Below are 18364 nucleotides of genomic sequence, written 5' to 3'. Positions count from 1 at the left end.
TTTTCAACCCTTGACGAGATACCGACATATCGATAACAATCAGGCTGTTCATTGCAAAACTCCCAGTTAGAAAAGTGATTGCCGACCAGCTGCAACTGCTCGGCTTTCTTCTTGCCCCAGGCCATAAAGCCCCCTATTCCGTCTTTGGCTCCCGGATGTGCTCAAGCATCGAAAGCAACTTTTTAGCCTCATCCCCGGTCAGCACTACGTTTTGCTCGCATCCTGTAGCTGTAACGCACCCTTCCGGTAATCCAAGCTCCAACACCATCCGAGCCGCCATTTTCACGATGCGAACCTTGTCTCGGCTCAATCCCGAAGGGTGGATCCCCATCACCATCGCCAGCGGCTTGTTGCCGCGCAAAATGGCCTCCTTGTGAAAAAAGCTTTCCAGCACTTCAGGCTTGCAATTGACGCGTACTGAATTGCGACTTGTTGCGACTGATTCCATTTACAATTTTCCTAAGTTATGCGGCGGTTAGTTCAGGCCAAATCTTCTGCCAATCGTCAGGTCGAAGATCACGCCGACTAACCTTGCCATCCGTAGCGGCTTCAATTTCTACGCAGCGAGCAGGAGAGATTGAACAACGACCAGAGGCCATTTGAGACAAGTATGAACTTGAAACCAAAAGACTTTTTGCAAGCTTCTTGGCTTCACCACGCTCTAATTCATCGATGTATTGCTTTAATTGCATAGGTCACCTCATAAGTTAAATTGAGTTTAATAAACACTAAACTAATCGTCAAGCATTTGCTTGTTTAGTAATTGCTACGCAAAATGGACGCATGGACATGAAAGAAAATCGGCGTGAGCGCCTGAAGGCTTGGTTTTCAGAGAAAACGATTCCAGCCAAAGAAAAAAGCTACCTGTCACAACTTATGACGGGTAAGGCTTCATTTGGTGAAAAGGCAGCAAGGCGCCTTGAGCAAAGTTATGGAATGCCATCAGGATTTCTAGACAGTACTGATGATGAACGAGTTGCCGAACAGGAAAGTCAAAATTTTAAAGTTGAGGTTCTTGATGTTCAGGCAAGTGCCGGGCCAGGAGTGATCAATAACGAAGTGGTCCAGACAATACGTTCTATTGAGTACACCGATGATCACGCCGTACAGATGTTCGGAGGGAAGCAAGCATCACAAATAAAGATGATCACCGTTGATGGTGACAGCATGGCTGGCACGATTGAGTTAGGTGATGCGATTTTTGTTGATGTGAGCAAAGACTACTTTAGCGGTGATGGTATCTACGTGTTCCTGTACAAAAACCATCTGCACGTAAAAAGACTCCAGATGTTGCCGGATCACCTCCTGGTTCATTCAGACAACTCACAGTACTCAGACTGGGTGATCACAGAAGAAAACGAGCACAAACTGAAAGTAATCGGTAGGGTGCTGTTAAGTCAGTCGCAAGCGTTTAAGCGTCACGGTTAGCGTTTGATATAAAGGATTTAATATGCAATCACGGCAGGAAAAAATTGCCTTTTTATACCCAACCCTGATTCTAGAGGGATCTGCAGCGTCGGGGATACTGCCTCCAACGCTAATTCTATATGGCATTGATTTTTCTAAACTATATTCTTTTTACATCACTGCAGGATTGCTATTTTTAGATGAGCATATGTATATGACATCCGCAGATGTATTCTACGATGGGAAATCAGTGTTAAAGGTGGATAAAAACGAAGAGAGCTCTATGAATGTTCCTTTGTATGGCACACCTATCCCCAATCAAACAGCACTTATCTCCTCAATGTACATGCGTGGTGTAGCTTTAGAAAAGCCTGGTATTTACACATTCGAACTAGAATTATTCAGATATAAATCTGATGGAAAGGAAAAAGACCTGGTTGAGAAAAAATCTTGCTCTCTTATCGTTGCTGAGCATAAGGATGGTGATTAATGGGCCAGGTGTTCAAGTTCCCACACAATCTATCTACAATTGAAAACCAGCCAGAACAACCCCATACTATTAAACATGGTGATGGCAACGGTGGAGGTGATGACATGCTCGAACGAGTGAAAAAGCTTGAAGAGAAGCTATCCACGCTAGCTATTGATATTGCAGTCATCAAATCAAACTATGCGACTGGAAGCGACGTTGCATCGGTAAAAACTGAGATTGCGAATGCCAAAGCTGATTTGCATAGCGCTCTAAGGCTACAAGTCCTTACGATAATTGGTTCGATGGTTGCTATCATAGGCGTAGCATCAGGGGTTCTAATCAAATTTTTGCACACATAATTAACCTGGCCACCGCGCCGGGTTTTTTGTGCCTACAGCTCGGCCCCCTTCCCATTTATCCGCCGCTCTACACCAACATCATCCACTATCTTACACGCCTCTCATATGCCGGTTCTGAATCTGGTTCCACCACACACCTCAGTACAAATTTCACTCAACACACACGAAACCCGGTCCAGTCATTCTCTTCAAATAACTTTTAAAAACTAAATTATCTAAACACTCAATTAGTTAACGCTTAACCATGACCTTTTGTTTAGCGTTTGCTTGACGATTAAGTTTATTATTTATTAAACTCATTCCATCGACAGCAACAACGTCACCGGCAGGCAGCCACACAGGTAAGACGCCCAGGGGTGAGCGATGCAATCACTCCCCGGCCCCGAGAGGGATCGACCGGTAACGTTCTTTAGGGAAAGAGTGAACTTATCAAGCGTCCTTCGGGGCGCTTCATTAAGACCACTCAGGAGTAAAACGATGAAACTCGAAAAAAACGCGAATTGGCAGACCAAAGCACGCGGCGACAACGACAGCGAATATCAAATTTACCTTGCCTGTGCTGACGACGGTAAAGGCAACGAATTCATGACCGGAAAACCGCTGAAAACGTATGACGAGTGGCTGAACAGCTAAGTGATTTTACCGCTGCCCTTGCGAGCGAGGGCTTCGGCAAGACCACTACAGCATAGGGTTACAAGATGCGGCATATGATCCACGCGGCAACAAAATTCGAATACAAGACTGATGGAAAAAACGTCTGGCGATTTTCAAGCACGAAACAGGAGTGGATACCCGCTCCAGAAATGACGGTTTCAGTTTTTGAAAACATTATTAAAACCGGCAACGGATACGAAAAATAACACTCTCCGCGCCCTACGGGGCGCACTGAGGCAATCATGACATTCAATCAAATCGTCTGGCTTGGCGTGTTTGTCTTATGCGCTGCCTGCTGGTCAGCAATCGGTTTTATCATCGCCGGTTAATTCCGGCGTATTAGGCTGACCACTCGCCCGATTCCTTAAATTCTGGAAGCGGTGAAGGATCCTACCTCATGAGTGGTCAGCCCAATACCTCACCTATCTGGTGGCGTATCGTTCCGGTTCACCTTTTAACCTACACAGTATAAAGCCCCGGTTCGATGCGCCACCAGGTGCCTGAGAAATCACAAGCCTGCTCAGTTCCCTTGTCACATCCTTTGCCCCGCTCGCCGGGGCTCTTTTTTTCACATCAGTAAAGGCGCTGCCCTGCTCCAGTGTGCTGGAACCGTAGGGAAACCGAGCGCGTGCATCAACTCAGGCAGCGCCTTTATCCATGTGAATTTCATTGAGAGGACATGTTATGCAAACCACTACCCAACGCTGTGAGCACTGCGGCCAGACGCGCGACGTAGCAAAACAGGCCGTGAGCATTCAGCGCTATGAAGACGGCAGATATAAGGCCGTGAGAATCCTCGTCTGCTCCGACACCTGCGCGCCGGTGTACGTCGTCCGCCAGAACATCAGAACACTGCAGCGCCGCCTGCACACTCAGCAGCGGAGGCCAACATGGTAAGCCTCAACGCCCGCATTCAGCACAAGTACGACCTGACCGGGGGCGATTTCGCCCCTAAACGTCACCACGGCAAACACCTCTTCTACCTTCTCATTTTTACCCTATGCCTGCTGACTGCCGGCGCGGTCTGGAGTTAATGCATGGCGAACTCATTCAAGCAGATGAAGAACAACGGAACGCTCAAGCGGACTGACTCCGGGATGTTCATCAAACTGGATGATATTCACGTCCAGGAAGGCTTCAACAAGCGCGTAGACGATGAGCGCACACAGGCCGCTGATGATGACCTGTTTAATCACCTGTCATCAGGCAAGCCTGTTCCTCCGCTTGAGGTTCGCCCACGCGATGAAGGCGGCGTTTGGATTGTTGAGGGCCACCGTCGGCACCGCGCATATTTACGTTGCCGTGACGCGGGAAAGCCCGTTGAGTGGATAGCCATCCTACCGTTCACTGGTAGCGATGTGGAGCGCATAGCGCGCATCATGAACAGCAATAGCCAGCTGGCGCTTACCCCATACGAGCAATCGCAGGTGGTAAAAGAGCTCTCAGGCTTCAACCTATCACCAGATGAGATTGCCACACTGGTCGGCAAAAGCCGTACAACGGTCGATAAACTGTTGGCGTTGAGTCAGACCAACCACGATGTGCAAACGCTGGTGAAAGATGGCTCTGTAGCCGTTGATGCCGCTCTTGAGCGCGTGAAGGTTCACGGTGAGTCAGCCGGTAAGGTTTTGACGAATGACGTTGAGAAAGCCCGTAAACAGGGCAAGAAAAAAGTCACGAAATCCGTTATCAGTCGTGAATTCAGTGCCAAAAAAGCCCGCAGACTCTGCGAACTTCTTTACGATGCCGCCCCAATGACCCGCGAGGAAGGTGATGTTTTACTTCTCGCCAAGGGAACCCGAGAAGAAATTAACTCCATCCTCAACGAATATCGACGGCTTAACGGGGAGGCCACATGAAAAAGCGCCCAGTGGCCTACTACAACGAAATCGACCCATACGCTGCAGAGTGGCTGCGCAACCTGATAGCCGCCGGCCATATCGCGCCAGGTGATGTTGATGAACGCTCGATCGAGGATGTGAAACCTGATGACCTACGAAACTACACCCAATGCCATTTCTTCGCCGGGATCGGAGTCTGGTCATATGCCTTGCGCAACGCCGGATGGCCTGACGATAAACCCGTCTGGACAGGTTCTTGCCCATGCCAGCCTTTCAGCCCGGCAGGCAAAGGTGATGGGTTTGATGACGAGCGGCACCTATGGCCACATTTGCATTGGCTCATCAGCGAGTGCCGCCCTGAGCACGTCCTTGGCGAGCAAGTTGCAAGCGGCAACGCAAATGCTTGGTTCGACCTTGTACAAGCTGACCTGGAAGCAATGGACTACGCCATCGGGATTGTCCCGTTCCCGTCTGCGGGCGTCGGCTCTCCGCACATCCGTGACCGCGCATACTGGGTGGCCAACGCCTACCACGAGGGACTGGAAGGACGGAAAAGAATGTCTGAATGTTCCACTGAACTCATTGCTGGGACGAGTGGCGTGGTTGACAGAATGGCCAGAGCCGAAGGCATTAGATGGGGAAAAGGCAGCAAGGCCTGCCTACGGAGCCAGAACCCAAGCCAGACTAATGGTTTCTGGCGAGATGCTGACTGGCTTTTCTGCAGGGATGGAAAGTGGCGGCCAGTTAGACCCGGCTCATTCCCGTTGGTTAATGGGGTTACCGCAAGAGTGGGACGACTGCGCGCCTACGGCAATGCCATCAATGCAGAAGCTGCGCAAACCTTCATAAATGCATACATGGAGATCATCAATGGCGAAGACTAATGCGGAGCGTAAAGCAGCCCAACGTGAGCGCCAGCGACTGGCTGGCATTGTCCCTGTCGAAATCAAGCTAGATCAGCAAGAGGCTGAGATGTTACGAGAGAATTGTGCAGTTCGCCGGCCACAACGCGAGCCATACGACTTGGATGAATACATTACCATGCTGATCAGGAATGATAACGCCGAGTTAAAAAAGCAGCTGGCGGCACGTAATAAACGGAGCTGCGGTAAGTGCAAAGACAAACTACCAGGTGACCCAGCAGGTTGTTATTTCCTTGGTGATTCTGAGTGTTGGCAAACCTACGGATGGCATGAAACCAAATTAACAGTGTGTGACATGTCACAATTGAATTAATACCCGAATGCAGCGGGTGATGTGTGGAGGTATTTGATGTTACAGATGTTGACACTTGAAGAATGGGCTGCGGAGCGATACCGCAGCAAACCGCCCTCTCTTAATACCTTGCGGCGTTGCGCTAAAGAGGGGCACTTCGCCCCGCCCGCACGTAAAGAAGGCAAGTTATGGCGCGTGCGAGAAGATGCTGAGCTAGTTGGCCCACTCACCACTCCAGTCATTAAGCACAACGATAATCCGAAGCTTCGAAGGATATTGAACGATGGCAGCCCGACCGCGTAAGAACAATGTTGATATTCCTAACCTGTATCCCCTATTTAGCCGCAAGGCCAATAAGGTCTACTGGCGATACCGTCATCCGGTTACAGGGAAGTACCATGCTCTTGGTGACAATGAGCAGGAAGCTCGTGAGATTGCGATAGAAGCCAATAGCCGACTAGCGGAGCAACGTAGCCGGCAGATCCTGGCACTTAGCGATCGAGTGGCACAAATTAAGGGTAAAGATATAACTGTTAGTACCTGGCTCGACCGCTATTGGAAAATACAGGAGGAACGCCTGAGCACCGGTGATATCAAGCCCAATACGTTTAAACAAAAACGTAAGCCTGTGGACCTTCTACGCCAAAAATTTGCAATGAAATCCTTGCCCGAGGTTGATGCCAGAGATATCGCTTCGTTGCTAGACGATTACACAGGCGCCGGACAGCCACGTATGGGCCAGGTTGTTCGCTCAGTGCTGATCGATGTGTTTAAAGAGGCTCAACATGTCGGTGAAGTTCCTCATGGCTACAATCCTGCGCTTGCCACGAAGCAACCACGCAGGAAGATTACCAGGCAACGCTTGAGTTTAGAGGAGTGGCAGAAGATTTTCGACATTGCTGATAAACAGCATCGATACATGGGCAATGCGATGCTGTTGGCTGTGGTTACAGGACAGCGTTTGGGTGATATTTCAGCAATGAAATTCAGCGATATCTGGGATGATCACTTACATGTTGTGCAAGAGAAGACTGGTGCAAAATTGGCATTACCTCTTTCCCTTCGTTGCGATGCTTTGAACACGAGCTTACGTGAGGTTATCTCGCGTTGTCGAGATTATGCTGTCAGTCAGTTTCTTGTACATTACTTCCGTTCGACATCAATGGCCAAACGTGGTGCCAAAGTGCTTGGCAATACATTGACAACCAACTTTAGCAAAGCCAGAGATAAAACTGATATTGATTGGGGGGTCGGCACACCAGCAACATTTCATGAACAACGATCGCTGGCTGAAAGGCTATATAAGTCCCAAGGAGTAAACACACAGATACTTCTGGGACACAAAACGCAGTCTCAGACTGACCGTTATCACGATGACAGAGGGAAGGAATGGATAAAAGTGAATTGCTAGCCTGATGGGATACCCTCGATCTATCACCTATCAGTATCCCAGCAGAACTAACTAATCATCTTTGCAATCTTTTAATTTTTATATAAAGCATCTCAATCAGCTCTTCAGAGTTTTCACTGTAATGCAACGCCCTATGACAATTCGGGCATAGCGCAACACAGTTGCTAACGGTATCCGCACCAGATAATGAGAGCGGTATCACATGATGCACTTCGAGATATGGACTATCAGAATTAATTGAGAAAGGTGCATATTCGCCACACCTCTCACAGTATCCCTTGCTATGCCGCAATACCCAAGCTTTAACAGCAGGATCTCTAACATAAACCCTCTTAACCCTTTCCACTGTACTAGGTATTTTATATCCTTCGGGTTCTTTCAAAGGTAGTTTTATTAACCTGCTGACCCTTTCACTTAGAACACTATCATCATCAGTCGGTTCGAAGAACGCTGATGTGTCTCCATATATAATAGAACCCCAAAACTCAGCACAGTTAACACCTGGAACACTTATCATTATTCGCTTGGTCCTGTTCCCAGAGGGTGCAGTTTTTTTACCCGTACTACTGAAATTGGCCTGATACCTACACATTTTTTGTCGAATATCGGAAGGGGAATTACCAATTAGAGGAAAATACTCATCAGGATGTATTTTCCTTTCAGCTATAAATGGCATAAATCTTCTGGCTGGCAATGAGGCCAAATACACAGTGACCTTATCTATTCCAGAATAAATCAGCCGCTCAATGATATAATCGAGTGCCACATTATAATCTTTGTTTCTATGTGCAGGCCCCCAAGACTCAAGGATCAGGCCATAAACGCCATCCTCTTCGCCCACTAAGCACTCGGCATTCAGCTCAATTCCATTTCTATCAAGAACATACATTGGTTTTATCTTTTATAAGTGTTTTCTACAAAATACTCCGCATCTATATGAACATGCAACATTTTTATAGAGATCATGTTCACATCTATACTTACTGGCATTCTCCGCCTTGATTTTTTCATAAGCTTGAGATATCTCGTAATATACATCTGGAGTAGAATAGACCCTGCTGTCATTCAGGGCTCCTTTTCGTGCTAAAGCTCTGTGTACTTTTTTGCTGATCCAAAGCAAGCCTCAACAGGATATTTATCATTGTTCGCTTCAAGTTTCCTATAAGCAGCCTCCAAAATATTAATATTCAATTTCCCCGAAAGCTGAAGAAGGTATAAAAGGACATCAGACATCTCTTCCTCAACCTGAATTAATTGTTCCGAACTGAGGTTATTACTCTCTTCCTCCGTTAACCATTGGAATATTTCTATTAACTCGCTAGCTTCGACAGAAAGTGCTATCGATAGATTTTTTGGAGAATGGAATTTATCCCAGTCTCTGGCCTTAGCAAAGTCAGCAAGTATCTTCTGTAGATCTTCAAGACTTTTGTTTTTCATAAATTCCCTTCAATTCATCAAGTGATAACCATGGACGTTTCCTATGAAGCATCCGATGACAATTTGCACAGACAATAGCAAGATCGTGAATAGACGTTTCTTTGTTTTTATCCCGTAGACTTAAGGGCTCTTTGTGGTGACACTCAGCAAAACCTCGGCCCAACTCACCGTATATTTCCTCAAAATTCATTGAACAGATTTCGCACTCAAGTTTTCCGGTCTCGTTAAATATAAGATCTTTCTTCTGTTTGACAATTTTGGGATCTCTTTCCCGGGACTGGTGTAACCTCATAATAGGTTTACCTTCATAACCAAGTTCGACAACAGATGATTCTTCGTCATCCTGATCATTGGCGTTATATGTAATATCTTCCAGTAAATCTATCGAACTGGCTAGGGTAATAGAACCTTGGGTACAAGCCGAATAGCGCACCGCTTCAACGAATGCTTCATTGAAGAACTCTGTACCAAAATAAATATTTTCACCGAAATCCTGAACAATTTTGAACTTAAAACGATGCGGGTAAATCTCATCATCAGGCCAAACTTTAGTGGAAGATGTATAAAATCCCTCGGTTACTTGACCAATTATGATTTTTTGCACCAGTCCTCGGAAATTTTGTAGCTGATCTTTCCCCACACGCGAGAATCCTGGAGGAGCTGCTCCCTCAGCCTTTAGCCAAGAAATAGAGTAAACAAAGGCAATCAGATCATCTTTCCTTATCTCTTGAACAGTTGCTTTCTTCGTCTCTTTAACCCCCCAAATGCCTTGATTCATACCAATGGGGAAGTTAATTCTTGAATGCGGTTTATCAGATATGTACACAGCCCAAATCACGTTGTAGCCCTATTATATAACGATTTTTCTAATCTTAACGTCATGTGCGACAAGAATAAACACTAATACGCTGCGGTTATGAAGAACCTAATTGTGACTGATAGACTTTACATGGTCGGCAGGTTAGCGCCCGTTACTAGCTAAAATGCTCGTCAGATTTGACTTGTGCAGTTACTGATTTTGTTTAAAGCAAACAAGTAATTTGGAAACGGGACTACCCCATTCCTATGGTTTGCACTGAACTCACTCTTTAGATTGATCCACTCAAAAATACCTAAATGGCCGAGTTTTGATAACTTATTTTGATAACGTTTTGATAATCGTTGCAATTGGAATAATAAAAAACGGGAACCATCAGGTTCCCGTTATCATTTAATGCTAAAACATTCTTACATGTGTTTAACGATAGCGTCGCCAAACTCTGAACATTTCAGCAGTTTAGCGCCTTCCATCAGGCGTTCGAAGTCATAGGTCACGGTCTTGGCGGCGATGGCGCCTTCCATGCCTTTAACGATCAGGTCAGCCGCTTCGAACCAGCCCATGTGGCGCAGCATCATCTCTGCGGACAGGATGATGGAGCCTGGGTTCACTTTGTCCTGGCCGGCGTACTTCGGCGCGGTGCCGTGAGTCGCTTCGAACAGCGCGCAGTCGGAGCCGATGTTGGCGCCCGGTGCGATGCCGATGCCGCCTACCTGGGCCGCCAGGGCGTCGGAGATGTAGTCGCCGTTCAGGTTCATACAGGCGATCACGTCGTATTCCGCCGGGCGCAGCAGGATCTGCTGCAGGAAGGCGTCGGCGATCACGTCTTTAACCACGATCTCTTTGCCGGTGTTCGGGTTCTTGATCTTCAGCCATGGGCCGCCGTCGATCAGCTCGCCGCCGAACTCTTCGCGCGCCAGCTCATAGCCCCAATCCTTGAAGGCACCTTCGGTGAACTTCATGATGTTGCCTTTGTGAACCAGAGTCACGGAGTCGCGGTCGTTGGTGATGGCGTATTCGATCGCCGCGCGCACCAGACGCTTGGTCCCTTCTTCGGAGCATGGCTTCACGCCGATACCGCACTGCTCTGGGAAGCGGATTTTCTTCACGCCCATTTCGTCGCGCAGGAATTTGATCACTTTGTCCGCTTCGGCGGAGCCGGCTTTCCACTCGATGCCGGCGTAGATGTCTTCGGCGTTTTCGCGGAAGATCACCATGTCGGTCAGCTCAGGCTGTTTCACCGGGCTTGGGGTGCCCTGGTAGTAACGCACCGGGCGCAGGCACACGTACAGGTCCAGCTGCTGGCGCAGGGCCACGTTCAGAGAACGGATGCCGCCGCCGACCGGGGTGGTCAGGGGGCCTTTGATGGCGACGCGGTAGTCGCGGATCAGGTCCAGAGTTTCGTCCGGCAGCCACACGTCTTTACCGTAAACGTGGGTAGATTTTTCGCCGGTGTAGATTTCCATCCAGGAGATTTTACGTTCGCCGTGGTAAGCCTTTTTAACGGCCGCATCAACCACGTGGATCATGGCAGGAGTCACGTCAACGCCGATGCCGTCGCCTTCGATGAACGGGATGATCGGGTTATGAGGAACAACCAGTTTACCCTGGGCGTCAACCGTGATTTTTTTACCTTCTGCCGGAACAACTACTTTGCTTTCCATCAACCTCTCCTTCAAGCGCAATTTTGTTAATGCTTTGTAAGATGCGTGTAGATACTACTTGAATATTCGGTCCGCGCCAATCCGAAACGGATTCGGTTATAATGCGCTTATCATCCGTAATCTCAACCGTTATGAAAAAATTCTCTGTTAGAAATCACAACGTTAAACGATTCAGCAAGCCGAATGCCGCCAAACCCGCCGCGCCGAAGGGGCCGCGCCGCATTGTGTTATTCAACAAGCCCTTCGACGTGCTGCCGCAGTTCACCGACGAAGCCGGCCGCGCCACGCTGAAAGAATACATCCCCTTCCCCGACGTTTACGCCGCCGGGCGCCTGGATCGCGACAGCGAGGGGCTGCTGGTGCTGACCAATGACGGCCAGCTGCAGGCGCAGCTCACCCAGCCGGGCAAGCGCACCGGCAAAATCTATTATGTGCAGGTCGAGGGCGCGCCGCAGGAGAGCGATCTGGCGCCGCTGCGCAGCGGCGTCACGCTGAAAGACGGCCCGACGCTGCCCGCCGGTGTTGAGTTGGTGGCCGAGCCGCAGTGGCTGTGGCCGCGCAACCCGCCGATCCGCGAGCGTAAATCCATCCCCACCAGTTGGCTGAAAATCACCCTGTATGAAGGGCGAAACCGCCAGGTGCGTCGCATGACGGCGCATATCGGGTTCCCTACCCTGCGCCTGATTCGCTACAGTATGGGTAATCTTTCGCTGGGTTCACTGCAGCCCGGTGAATGGAAAACCATCGATTCCCTGTAGACCGATAACTGATGGAGGCGCCATGAAATCTACTCCGATCGCGCTGCTGCTCGCCGCTCTGGCGGCCCCGTTCGCCGCCCCGGCCGCCAGCTTCGACTGTGCCAAGGCGGCAGGCAGCGATGAACGCACCATCTGCGCCAACCGCACGCTGAACGATCTGGACGTGCAAATGGCCACCAAGTACCAATTCCTGCGCGGCCTGTTCGCCATGGGCGCGCGCGGCGCGATGCAGGACAGCCAGCAGGCCTGGCTGGCCAAACGCCAGCGGTGCGGCGGCGACACCGCCTGCCTGCTGCAAAGTTACCGCACCCGCATCGCCGAGCTGGACGACATCTACCGGCGCATCGACAAACCGCTGTAAGGAGACCGCATGTTCAAACCGCACGTCACCGTAGCCTGCGTGGTGCACGCCGCCGGCAAATTTTTGGTCGTCGAAGAGACCATCAACGGCAAAGCGCTGTGGAATCAGCCGGCCGGCCACCTGGAGGCCGACGAGACGCTGGTGCAGGCCGCCGAGCGCGAGCTGTGGGAAGAGACCGGCATCCGCGCCACGCCGCAGGCGTTCCTGCGCCTGCACCAGTGGATCGCGCCGGATCGCACGCCGTTCCTGCGTTTCTGCTTCGTCATCGAGCTGGAACAGCCGCTGCCGACCGAGCCGCACGATAGCGACATCGATCGCTGCCTGTGGTTGAGCGCCGACGAGATTTTGCAGGCGCCCAACCTGCGTTCCGCGCTGGTGGCCGAGAGCATTCGCAGTTATCAGCAGCCGGAGCGTTACCCGCTGTCGCTAGTCGGCAGCTTCGCCTGGCCACATTGAGGACGCCGGGCAGCACAAGATGAACAGTGCGCCGGCGCGGGCAACGTGGTAAAATCCTGCGCTTGTTTTTATCAGCACGGTTCGTGTTCAAGTTCGTGAGATCCCCATGTCAGACAACAGCCAGAAAAAAGTAATCGTCGGTATGTCCGGCGGCGTCGACTCTTCCGTTACCGCCTATCTGTTACAGCAACAGGGCTATCAGGTCGCTGGGCTGTTCATGAAAAACTGGGAAGAAGACGACGACGAAGAGTACTGCTCCGCCGCGACCGATCTGGCCGACGCGCAAGCGGTCTGCGACAAGCTGGGCATCGAACTGCACACGGTGAACTTTGCGGCGGAATACTGGGACAACGTGTTTGAGCTGTTCCTGGAAGAGTACAAGGCCGGCCGCACGCCGAACCCGGACATCCTGTGCAATAAAGAGATCAAATTCAAAGCCTTCCTGGAGTTCGCCGCCGAAGATCTGGGGGCCGATTTCATCGCCACCGGCCACTACGTGCGCCGCCAGGACGTGGACGGCAAAAGCCGCCTGCTGCGCGGCGTCGACGGCAACAAAGATCAGAGCTACTTCCTCTACACCCTGAGCCACGAGCAGGTGGCGCAGAGCCTGTTCCCGGTCGGGGAGCTGGAGAAGCCGGAGGTGCGCCGCATCGCCGAGCAACTGGAGCTGGTCACCGCCAAGAAGAAAGACTCCACCGGCATCTGCTTCATCGGCGAACGCAAGTTCCGCGACTTCCTCGGCCGCTACCTGCCGGCGCAGCCGGGCCCGATCGTCAGCGTCGACGGCCAGACCGTCGGCGAACACCAGGGTCTGATGTATCACACCCTGGGCCAGCGCAAAGGGCTGGGCATCGGCGGCCTGAAAAACAGCAGCGAAGATCCGTGGTACGTGGTGGATAAAGACGTGGCCAACAACGTGCTGGTGGTTGCGCAGGGGCACGATCACCCGCGTCTGATGTCCGTCGGCCTGATCGCGCAGCAGCTGCACTGGGTGGATCGTTTGCCGCTGACCGGCCCGTTCCGCTGTACGGTGAAGACCCGCTATCGCCAGCAGGACATCCCTTGCACCGTGACCCCGCTCGACGACGAACGCATCGAAGTGCGTTTCGACGAGCCGGTCTCCGCCGTCACCCCCGGTCAGTCGGCGGTGTTCTACCAGGGCGAAATCTGCCTCGGCGGCGGCATCATCGAACAGCGCCTGGCGTAATTCGCCTGCCGCCCAAGAAAAACGCTGCGTTTACCGCAGCGTTTTTTTATTCAAAATTCCACCTGCGCGCCCAGCTCGATCACCCGATTCGGCGGGATTTCGAACAGATCTGGCGCCCGCAGCGCGTTGCGCTGCAATAGCTGGAACACCTTGCCGCGCACGCGCAGATACCAGGGCCGCTTGCCCAGCACCAGCGTATCGCGCGACATGAAGAACGAGGTCTCGTTCATGGTGAAGCTCATCCCCTCCAGCCCGCAGCGATAAAGGATATCCGTCACGTTGGGCGTCTCGCGCCAGCCGTAGCTCGCCACCACCCGCCAAAAGCTCGCCGACAGCTGTTCGATCGCCACCCGCTGCACATTGTGCACGTACGGCATGTCGGTGGTGACGATGGTCAGCAGCACCACGCGCTCGTGCAGCACCTTGTTGTGCTTCAGGTTATGCAACAGCACCAGCGGCACCGCATGCGGCGTGCGCTCCATAAACACCGCGGTGCCCGGCACCCGCTTCGGCGGCGCCTTCTCCAGCGATTCGATCAGCGCGCTCAGCCCTTCCTGGTTGTCGCGCAACCGGCGGATCAGGCGCGAACGCTCGGTCTTCCAGGTCAGCATGATCAGCAGAATCGTCAGCCCAAGCGCCACCGGCAGCCAGCCGCCGGTCGCCAGCTTGATCAGGTTGGCGCCGAACAGCGGCACGTCGATGCACAGCATGACCAGCAGCATCAACCCGCCCAGCGCGCGCGGCCAGCCCCAGTTTTTCACCGCCACGATGCTCAGCAAAATCGACGACAGCAGCATGGTGCCGGTCACCACGATGCCGTAAGCCGACGCCAGGTTGCTGGAGTGTTTGAAACTGATAATCACGATCAGCACCGCCGCGAACAGCAGCCAGTTCACCACCGGAATGTAGATCTGCCCGGACTCCTGATCGGAGGTATAGATGATGCGCATCGGCGGCAGGTAGCCCAGCCGCACCGCCTGCCGCGTCAGCGAGAACACGCCGGAGATCACCGCCTGCGAGGCGATCACCGTCGCCAGCGTGGCGATCACCAGCAGCGGGATCAGCGCCCAGGTCGGCGCCAGCAGGAAGAACGGGTTGTTGATCGCCGCCGGATTGGCCAGCAGCAGCGCCCCCTGGCCGAAGTAGTTCAACACCAGCGCCGGCGCCACCAGCGTAAACCACGCCAGACGGATCGGCTTTTTACCGAAGTGGCCCATATCGGCGTACAACGCTTCTGCGCCGGTGACCGACAGCACCACCATGCCCAGCGCAAAGAATGACACCGCCTTGTATTCGAGGAAGAAATTCACCGCCCAGTAAGGGTTCAGCGCCCGCAGCACGCCGGGGTGATGCAGAATGCCGCCGATGCCCAGCAGCGCCAGCGTCAGGAACCAGATAACCATCGCCGGGGCAAACAGTTTGCCGACGCTGCCGGTGCCGCGTTTTTGGATCGCGAACAACGCGGTCAGCACCAGCAGCGACAGCGGCACGATAAAGCTGTCCAGCTCGGGGGCGATAATCTGCAGCCCCTCGATGGCCGAGAGCACCGAAATGGCCGGGGTGATCACCCCGTCGCCGTAAAAGAAGCTGCCGCCCACCAGCCCGATCAGCACCGCCGCCGGCACCCAGCGCGCATCCAGCTTGCGGATCGCCAGCGACATCAGCGTCAGAATGCCTCCCTCGCCGTCGTTGTCGGCGCGCATCACAAAACAAATGTATTTAATGGACACCACCAGCGTCAGCAGCCAGAAAATCAGCGACAAAAAGCCGTAAATCGAGGCCGGCGTCAGGGTGATGCCCTCCTCCGCCGTCAGGCATTCGCGCAGGGTATACAGCGGGCTGGTGCCGATATCGCCGTACACCACGCCGATGGCCGCCAGCGTCACCGCCGGCAGCGGCTGCTTGTTTTTTACGTGCATATAAAGGTCTTTATTTAAGGGTTCACGTTGGCAGTATAGATGCAGCCGCCGCACTTTATTTGCCGCCGCAACAATAAGTTCGCGCCGCCGCGCCGGCGATTTTCGCCGCCTTATTGCGCAGTTCTGCGCCGCACGGCGCCTCCGCCTCGTCACAGACGTATTAGACGCTGGGTTTACCCTCGATTTTGTGGCATGATCCGCGGCATTCGTTGTCATCGTTGTTACAGCCACGCCGAGCGTTACCGTTCGCGGCCGCCGCCGTTGCCCCTGCGATACACACAACCTTATGCAGTAAGCCATGTACCGTTCACCGCGTTTACAGGAGTCATCGTGGCGAAGAATTATTATGACATCACGCTGGCCATGGCGGGCATCAGCCAGTCGGCGCGTTTGGTTCAGCAGTTGGCCCATGAAGGGCAATGCGACCGCGAAGCGTTTCAGACCTCGCTGAAAAGCCTGCTGCAAATGGATCCGCCCTCCACGCTGGCGGTGTTCGGCGGCGAAGAACGCAATTTGATGGTCGGCCTCGAAACCCTGATGGGCGTGCTGAATGCCAACAACAAAGGGCCGGGCGCGGAACTGACCCGCTACACCATCAGCCTGATGGTGCTGGAGCGCAAGCTCAACGCCAACAAACAGGCGATGAACACGCTCGGCGAACGCCTCGGCCAGCTTGAGCGCCAGTTGGCGCACTTCGATCTTGAGTCAGACACCATCATCAGCGCGCTGGCCGGCATTTACGTCGACGTGGTCAGCCCGCTCGGGCCGCGCATTCAGGTGACCGGCTCGCCGGCGATCTTGCAGAATCCGCAGGTGCAGGCCAAGGTGCGCGCCACGCTGCTGGCCGGCATTCGCGCCGCCGTGCTGTGGCAACAGGTCGGCGGCAGCCGCCTGCAGTTAATGTTTTCCCGTAATCGTCTGTTCAAGCAGGCGCAAAATATCGTTGCTCATTGTTAATCGATCCCAGGAGTTGCTACCGATGGAATTATCCTCACTGACCGCCGTTTCCCCCGTTGATGGACGCTACGGTGATAAAGTCAGCGCACTGCGCCCCATTTTCAGCGAATACGGTCTGCTGAAATTCCGCGTACAGGTTGAAGTACGTTGGCTGCAAAAACTGGCCGCCTGCGCAGAAATCAAGGAAGTTCCCGCTTTTGACGCCGACGCAAACGCTTTCCTCGACAAAATCGTCGCGGAATTCAATGAAGAAGACGCACAGCGCATCAAAACCATCGAACGCACCACCAACCACGACGTGAAAGCGGTCGAGTATTTCCTGAAGGAAAAAGTGGCGGCGGTGCCTGCGCTGCACGCGGTGTCCGAGTTCATCCACTTCGCCTGCACCTCCGAAGACATCAACAACCTGTCGCATGCGCTGATGCTGCAAAGCGCCCGTCAGGACGTGGTGTTGCCTTACTGGCGCAAGATCATCGACGCGCTGAAAGGGCTGGCGCAGGAATACCGCGATATCCCGCTGCTGTCGCGCACCCACGGCCAGCCGGCAACCCCGTCGACCGTCGGCAAAGAGTTCGCCAACGTGGCTTACCGCATGGAGCGCCAGTACCGCCAGCTGGAGCGCGTGGAGATCATGGGTAAAATCAACGGCGCGGTCGGCAACTACAATGCCCACATCGTCGCTTACCCGGAAGTGGACTGGCATCAGTTCAGCGAAGCGTTTGTGACCTCGCTCGGCATCACCTGGAACCCGTACACCACGCAGATCGAACCACATGACTACATCGCCGAACTGTTCGACTGCGTAGCGCGTTTCAACACCATTCTGATCGACTTCGACCGCGACATCTGGGGCTACATCGCCCTGAACCACTTCAAGCAGAAGACCATCGCCGGCGAAATCGGCTCTTCCACCATGCCGCACAAGGTCAACCCGATCGACTTCGAAAACTCCGAAGGCAACCTGGGCCTGGCCAACGCCGTGCTGGGCCACCTGGCGGGTAAACTGCCGGTTTCCCGCTGGCAGCGCGATCTGACCGACTCCACCGTGCTGCGTAACCTGGGCGTGGGTCTGGGTTATGCGCTGATCGCCTATCAGGCCACCCTGAAGGGTATCAGCAAGCTGGAAGTGAACCAGGCGCACCTGTTGGACGAACTGGATCACAACTGGGAAGTGCTGGCCGAGCCGATCCAGACCGTGATGCGCCGTTACGGCATCGAGAAGCCTTACGAGAAGCTGAAAGAACTGACCCGCGGCAAGCGCGTGGACGCCGCCGGCATGCAGGCGTTCATCGATGGCCTGGCGCTGCCGGAAGAAGAGAAAACCCGTCTGAAGGCGATGACCCCGGCCAACTACATCGGCCGCGCCACTACCCTGGTCGACGAGCTGAAGTAAGCGCGTTAGACCCACAACGACAAGGCGGCCCACGGG

General features: G+C 53.2%; 23 protein-coding genes. 16 read left to right on the top strand and 7 right to left on the bottom strand.

Annotated elements, in window-relative coordinates; all coding sequences use genetic code 11:
- Positions 1–133 precede the first annotated feature (133 nt).
- Together ACJ8PL_RS06130 and ACJ8PL_RS06125 are read right to left on the bottom strand one after the other, a co-directional pair.
- Positions 134–448, bottom strand: coding sequence for a hypothetical protein (locus ACJ8PL_RS06130; RefSeq protein WP_442530933.1), 315 nt, complete (start codon positions 446–448; stop codon positions 134–136).
- A gap of 16 nt (positions 449–464) precedes the next feature.
- Positions 465–692, bottom strand: coding sequence for a transcriptional regulator (locus ACJ8PL_RS06125; protein WP_442530932.1), 228 nt, complete (start codon positions 690–692; stop codon positions 465–467).
- A gap of 97 nt (positions 693–789) precedes the next feature.
- Between ACJ8PL_RS06125 and ACJ8PL_RS06120 the strand changes: the two genes are divergently transcribed.
- From ACJ8PL_RS06120 to ACJ8PL_RS06075, 10 genes are all read left to right on the top strand, one after another.
- Positions 790–1428, top strand: a complete 639-nt coding sequence (locus tag ACJ8PL_RS06120; protein ID WP_442530931.1) for a S24 family peptidase — start codon at positions 790–792, stop codon at positions 1426–1428.
- A gap of 22 nt (positions 1429–1450) precedes the next feature.
- Positions 1451–1897, top strand: coding sequence for a hypothetical protein (locus tag ACJ8PL_RS06115; protein WP_442530929.1), 447 nt, complete (start codon positions 1451–1453; stop codon positions 1895–1897).
- Positions 1897–2238: a hypothetical protein gene (locus ACJ8PL_RS06110; protein WP_442530928.1), complete on the top strand. Its 342-nt coding sequence runs from the start codon at positions 1897–1899 to the stop codon at positions 2236–2238. The genes ACJ8PL_RS06115 and ACJ8PL_RS06110 overlap by 1 nt, the downstream gene beginning before the upstream one ends.
- A gap of 477 nt (positions 2239–2715) precedes the next feature.
- Positions 2716–2871 (top strand): hypothetical protein, encoded by a 156-nt coding sequence (locus tag ACJ8PL_RS06105; protein ID WP_442530927.1) that lies wholly within the window; start codon positions 2716–2718, stop codon positions 2869–2871.
- Between the two features lie 911 nt (positions 2872–3782).
- Entirely contained in the window at positions 3783–3926 is a 144-nt protein-coding gene (locus tag ACJ8PL_RS06100; RefSeq protein ID WP_154582428.1) for a hypothetical protein, read from the top strand.
- 3 nt (positions 3927–3929) lie between these two features.
- Entirely contained in the window at positions 3930–4751 is an 822-nt protein-coding gene (locus ACJ8PL_RS06095; protein WP_442530925.1) for a ParB/RepB/Spo0J family partition protein, read from the top strand.
- Complete coding sequence (locus ACJ8PL_RS06090) at positions 4748–5617, top strand: DNA cytosine methyltransferase (RefSeq protein WP_442530924.1); 870 nt, start codon at positions 4748–4750, stop codon at positions 5615–5617. The genes ACJ8PL_RS06095 and ACJ8PL_RS06090 overlap by 4 nt, the downstream gene beginning before the upstream one ends.
- Positions 5604–5969: a hypothetical protein gene (locus ACJ8PL_RS06085; protein ID WP_442530923.1), complete on the top strand. Its 366-nt coding sequence runs from the start codon at positions 5604–5606 to the stop codon at positions 5967–5969. Before ACJ8PL_RS06090 ends, ACJ8PL_RS06085 begins: the two co-directional genes overlap by 14 nt.
- 36 nt (positions 5970–6005) lie before the next feature.
- Positions 6006–6251 (top strand): excisionase, encoded by a 246-nt coding sequence (locus ACJ8PL_RS06080; protein ID WP_017892513.1) that lies wholly within the window; start codon positions 6006–6008, stop codon positions 6249–6251.
- Positions 6232–7359, top strand: coding sequence for a site-specific integrase (locus ACJ8PL_RS06075; protein ID WP_442530922.1), 1128 nt, complete (start codon positions 6232–6234; stop codon positions 7357–7359). The genes ACJ8PL_RS06080 and ACJ8PL_RS06075 overlap by 20 nt, the downstream gene beginning before the upstream one ends.
- A gap of 55 nt (positions 7360–7414) precedes the next feature.
- On the opposite strand, the gene ACJ8PL_RS06070 is transcribed toward ACJ8PL_RS06075, so the two are convergent.
- The 4 genes from ACJ8PL_RS06070 to icd form a co-directional block, all read right to left on the bottom strand.
- A complete protein-coding gene (locus tag ACJ8PL_RS06070; protein WP_442530921.1) occupies positions 7415–8248 on the bottom strand; it encodes an HNH endonuclease in 834 nt (277 codons plus the stop codon).
- Positions 8249–8442: 194 nt separating this feature from the next.
- Positions 8443–8796: a nucleotide pyrophosphohydrolase gene (locus ACJ8PL_RS06065; protein WP_060440155.1), complete on the bottom strand. Its 354-nt coding sequence runs from the start codon at positions 8794–8796 to the stop codon at positions 8443–8445.
- Positions 8777–9622: an HNH endonuclease gene (locus ACJ8PL_RS06060; protein ID WP_442530920.1), complete on the bottom strand. Its 846-nt coding sequence runs from the start codon at positions 9620–9622 to the stop codon at positions 8777–8779. The genes ACJ8PL_RS06065 and ACJ8PL_RS06060 overlap by 20 nt, the downstream gene beginning before the upstream one ends.
- Before the next feature lie 401 nt (positions 9623–10023).
- Positions 10024–11277 (bottom strand): NADP-dependent isocitrate dehydrogenase, encoded by a 1254-nt coding sequence (gene icd / locus ACJ8PL_RS06055; RefSeq protein ID WP_015377612.1) that lies wholly within the window; start codon positions 11275–11277, stop codon positions 10024–10026.
- 131 nt (positions 11278–11408) lie between these two features.
- Between icd and rluE the strand changes: the two genes are divergently transcribed.
- The 4 genes from rluE (at position 11409) to mnmA (ending at position 14059) form a co-directional block, all read left to right on the top strand.
- Positions 11409–12035, top strand: coding sequence for a 23S rRNA pseudouridine(2457) synthase RluE (gene rluE / locus ACJ8PL_RS06050; RefSeq protein ID WP_016928064.1), 627 nt, complete (start codon positions 11409–11411; stop codon positions 12033–12035).
- A gap of 22 nt (positions 12036–12057) precedes the next feature.
- Entirely contained in the window at positions 12058–12396 is a 339-nt protein-coding gene (locus ACJ8PL_RS06045) for a lysozyme inhibitor LprI family protein (RefSeq protein ID WP_033640599.1), read from the top strand.
- Positions 12397–12405: 9 nt separating this feature from the next.
- Positions 12406–12852, top strand: a complete 447-nt coding sequence (locus tag ACJ8PL_RS06040) for an NUDIX hydrolase (protein ID WP_015377609.1) — start codon at positions 12406–12408, stop codon at positions 12850–12852.
- 106 nt (positions 12853–12958) lie between these two features.
- Complete coding sequence (gene mnmA / locus ACJ8PL_RS06035; protein ID WP_442530919.1) at positions 12959–14059, top strand: tRNA 2-thiouridine(34) synthase MnmA; 1101 nt, start codon at positions 12959–12961, stop codon at positions 14057–14059.
- Positions 14060–14109: 50 nt separating this feature from the next.
- On the opposite strand, the gene kup is transcribed toward mnmA, so the two are convergent.
- Positions 14110–15978: a low affinity potassium transporter Kup gene (gene kup, locus ACJ8PL_RS06030; protein WP_016928067.1), complete on the bottom strand. Its 1869-nt coding sequence runs from the start codon at positions 15976–15978 to the stop codon at positions 14110–14112.
- A gap of 330 nt (positions 15979–16308) precedes the next feature.
- On the opposite strand from kup, the gene hflD reads away from it, so the two are divergent.
- Together hflD and purB are read left to right on the top strand one after the other, a co-directional pair.
- Complete coding sequence (gene hflD / locus ACJ8PL_RS06025; RefSeq protein ID WP_016928068.1) at positions 16309–16935, top strand: high frequency lysogenization protein HflD; 627 nt, start codon at positions 16309–16311, stop codon at positions 16933–16935.
- Positions 16936–16957: 22 nt separating this feature from the next.
- Positions 16958–18328: an adenylosuccinate lyase gene (purB, locus tag ACJ8PL_RS06020; RefSeq protein WP_016928069.1), complete on the top strand. Its 1371-nt coding sequence runs from the start codon at positions 16958–16960 to the stop codon at positions 18326–18328.
- Positions 18329–18364 lie beyond the last annotated feature (36 nt).

The organism is Serratia sp. CY83965 (genome assembly GCF_052166375.1).
GTDB classification, from domain to species: Bacteria; Pseudomonadota; Gammaproteobacteria; order Enterobacterales; family Enterobacteriaceae; genus Serratia; species Serratia marcescens.
This window is presented reverse-complemented; position numbering and strand designations above follow the sequence as displayed.

What these genes read in the sequence shown, in the direction of transcription:
- ACJ8PL_RS06115 (WP_442530929.1), top strand. Translation starts at nt 1,451, where the DNA reads ATGCAATCACGGCAGGAAAAAATTGCCTTTTTATACCCAACCCTGATT.
- ACJ8PL_RS06075 (WP_442530922.1), top strand. Translation starts at nt 6,232, where the DNA reads ATGGCAGCCCGACCGCGTAAGAACAATGTTGATATTCCTAACCTGTAT.
- ACJ8PL_RS06120 (WP_442530931.1), top strand. Translation starts at nt 790, where the DNA reads ATGAAAGAAAATCGGCGTGAGCGCCTGAAGGCTTGGTTTTCAGAGAAA.
- ACJ8PL_RS06080 (WP_017892513.1), top strand. Translation starts at nt 6,006, where the DNA reads ATGTTACAGATGTTGACACTTGAAGAATGGGCTGCGGAGCGATACCGC.
- kup (WP_016928067.1), bottom strand. Translation starts at nt 15,978, where the DNA reads ATGCACGTAAAAAACAAGCAGCCGCTGCCGGCGGTGACGCTGGCGGCC.
- ACJ8PL_RS06110 (WP_442530928.1), top strand. Translation starts at nt 1,897, where the DNA reads ATGGGCCAGGTGTTCAAGTTCCCACACAATCTATCTACAATTGAAAAC.
- ACJ8PL_RS06125 (WP_442530932.1), bottom strand. Translation starts at nt 692, where the DNA reads ATGCAATTAAAGCAATACATCGATGAATTAGAGCGTGGTGAAGCCAAG.
- ACJ8PL_RS06130 (WP_442530933.1), bottom strand. Translation starts at nt 448, where the DNA reads ATGGAATCAGTCGCAACAAGTCGCAATTCAGTACGCGTCAATTGCAAG.
- ACJ8PL_RS06040 (WP_015377609.1), top strand. Translation starts at nt 12,406, where the DNA reads ATGTTCAAACCGCACGTCACCGTAGCCTGCGTGGTGCACGCCGCCGGC.
- icd (WP_015377612.1), bottom strand. Translation starts at nt 11,277, where the DNA reads ATGGAAAGCAAAGTAGTTGTTCCGGCAGAAGGTAAAAAAATCACGGTT.
- ACJ8PL_RS06045 (WP_033640599.1), top strand. Translation starts at nt 12,058, where the DNA reads ATGAAATCTACTCCGATCGCGCTGCTGCTCGCCGCTCTGGCGGCCCCG.
- ACJ8PL_RS06095 (WP_442530925.1), top strand. Translation starts at nt 3,930, where the DNA reads ATGGCGAACTCATTCAAGCAGATGAAGAACAACGGAACGCTCAAGCGG.
- ACJ8PL_RS06085 (WP_442530923.1), top strand. Translation starts at nt 5,604, where the DNA reads ATGGCGAAGACTAATGCGGAGCGTAAAGCAGCCCAACGTGAGCGCCAG.
- ACJ8PL_RS06105 (WP_442530927.1), top strand. Translation starts at nt 2,716, where the DNA reads ATGAAACTCGAAAAAAACGCGAATTGGCAGACCAAAGCACGCGGCGAC.
- purB (WP_016928069.1), top strand. Translation starts at nt 16,958, where the DNA reads ATGGAATTATCCTCACTGACCGCCGTTTCCCCCGTTGATGGACGCTAC.
- ACJ8PL_RS06065 (WP_060440155.1), bottom strand. Translation starts at nt 8,796, where the DNA reads ATGAAAAACAAAAGTCTTGAAGATCTACAGAAGATACTTGCTGACTTT.
- mnmA (WP_442530919.1), top strand. Translation starts at nt 12,959, where the DNA reads ATGTCAGACAACAGCCAGAAAAAAGTAATCGTCGGTATGTCCGGCGGC.
- rluE (WP_016928064.1), top strand. Translation starts at nt 11,409, where the DNA reads ATGAAAAAATTCTCTGTTAGAAATCACAACGTTAAACGATTCAGCAAG.
- ACJ8PL_RS06090 (WP_442530924.1), top strand. Translation starts at nt 4,748, where the DNA reads ATGAAAAAGCGCCCAGTGGCCTACTACAACGAAATCGACCCATACGCT.
- ACJ8PL_RS06070 (WP_442530921.1), bottom strand. Translation starts at nt 8,248, where the DNA reads ATGTATGTTCTTGATAGAAATGGAATTGAGCTGAATGCCGAGTGCTTA.
- ACJ8PL_RS06100 (WP_154582428.1), top strand. Translation starts at nt 3,783, where the DNA reads ATGGTAAGCCTCAACGCCCGCATTCAGCACAAGTACGACCTGACCGGG.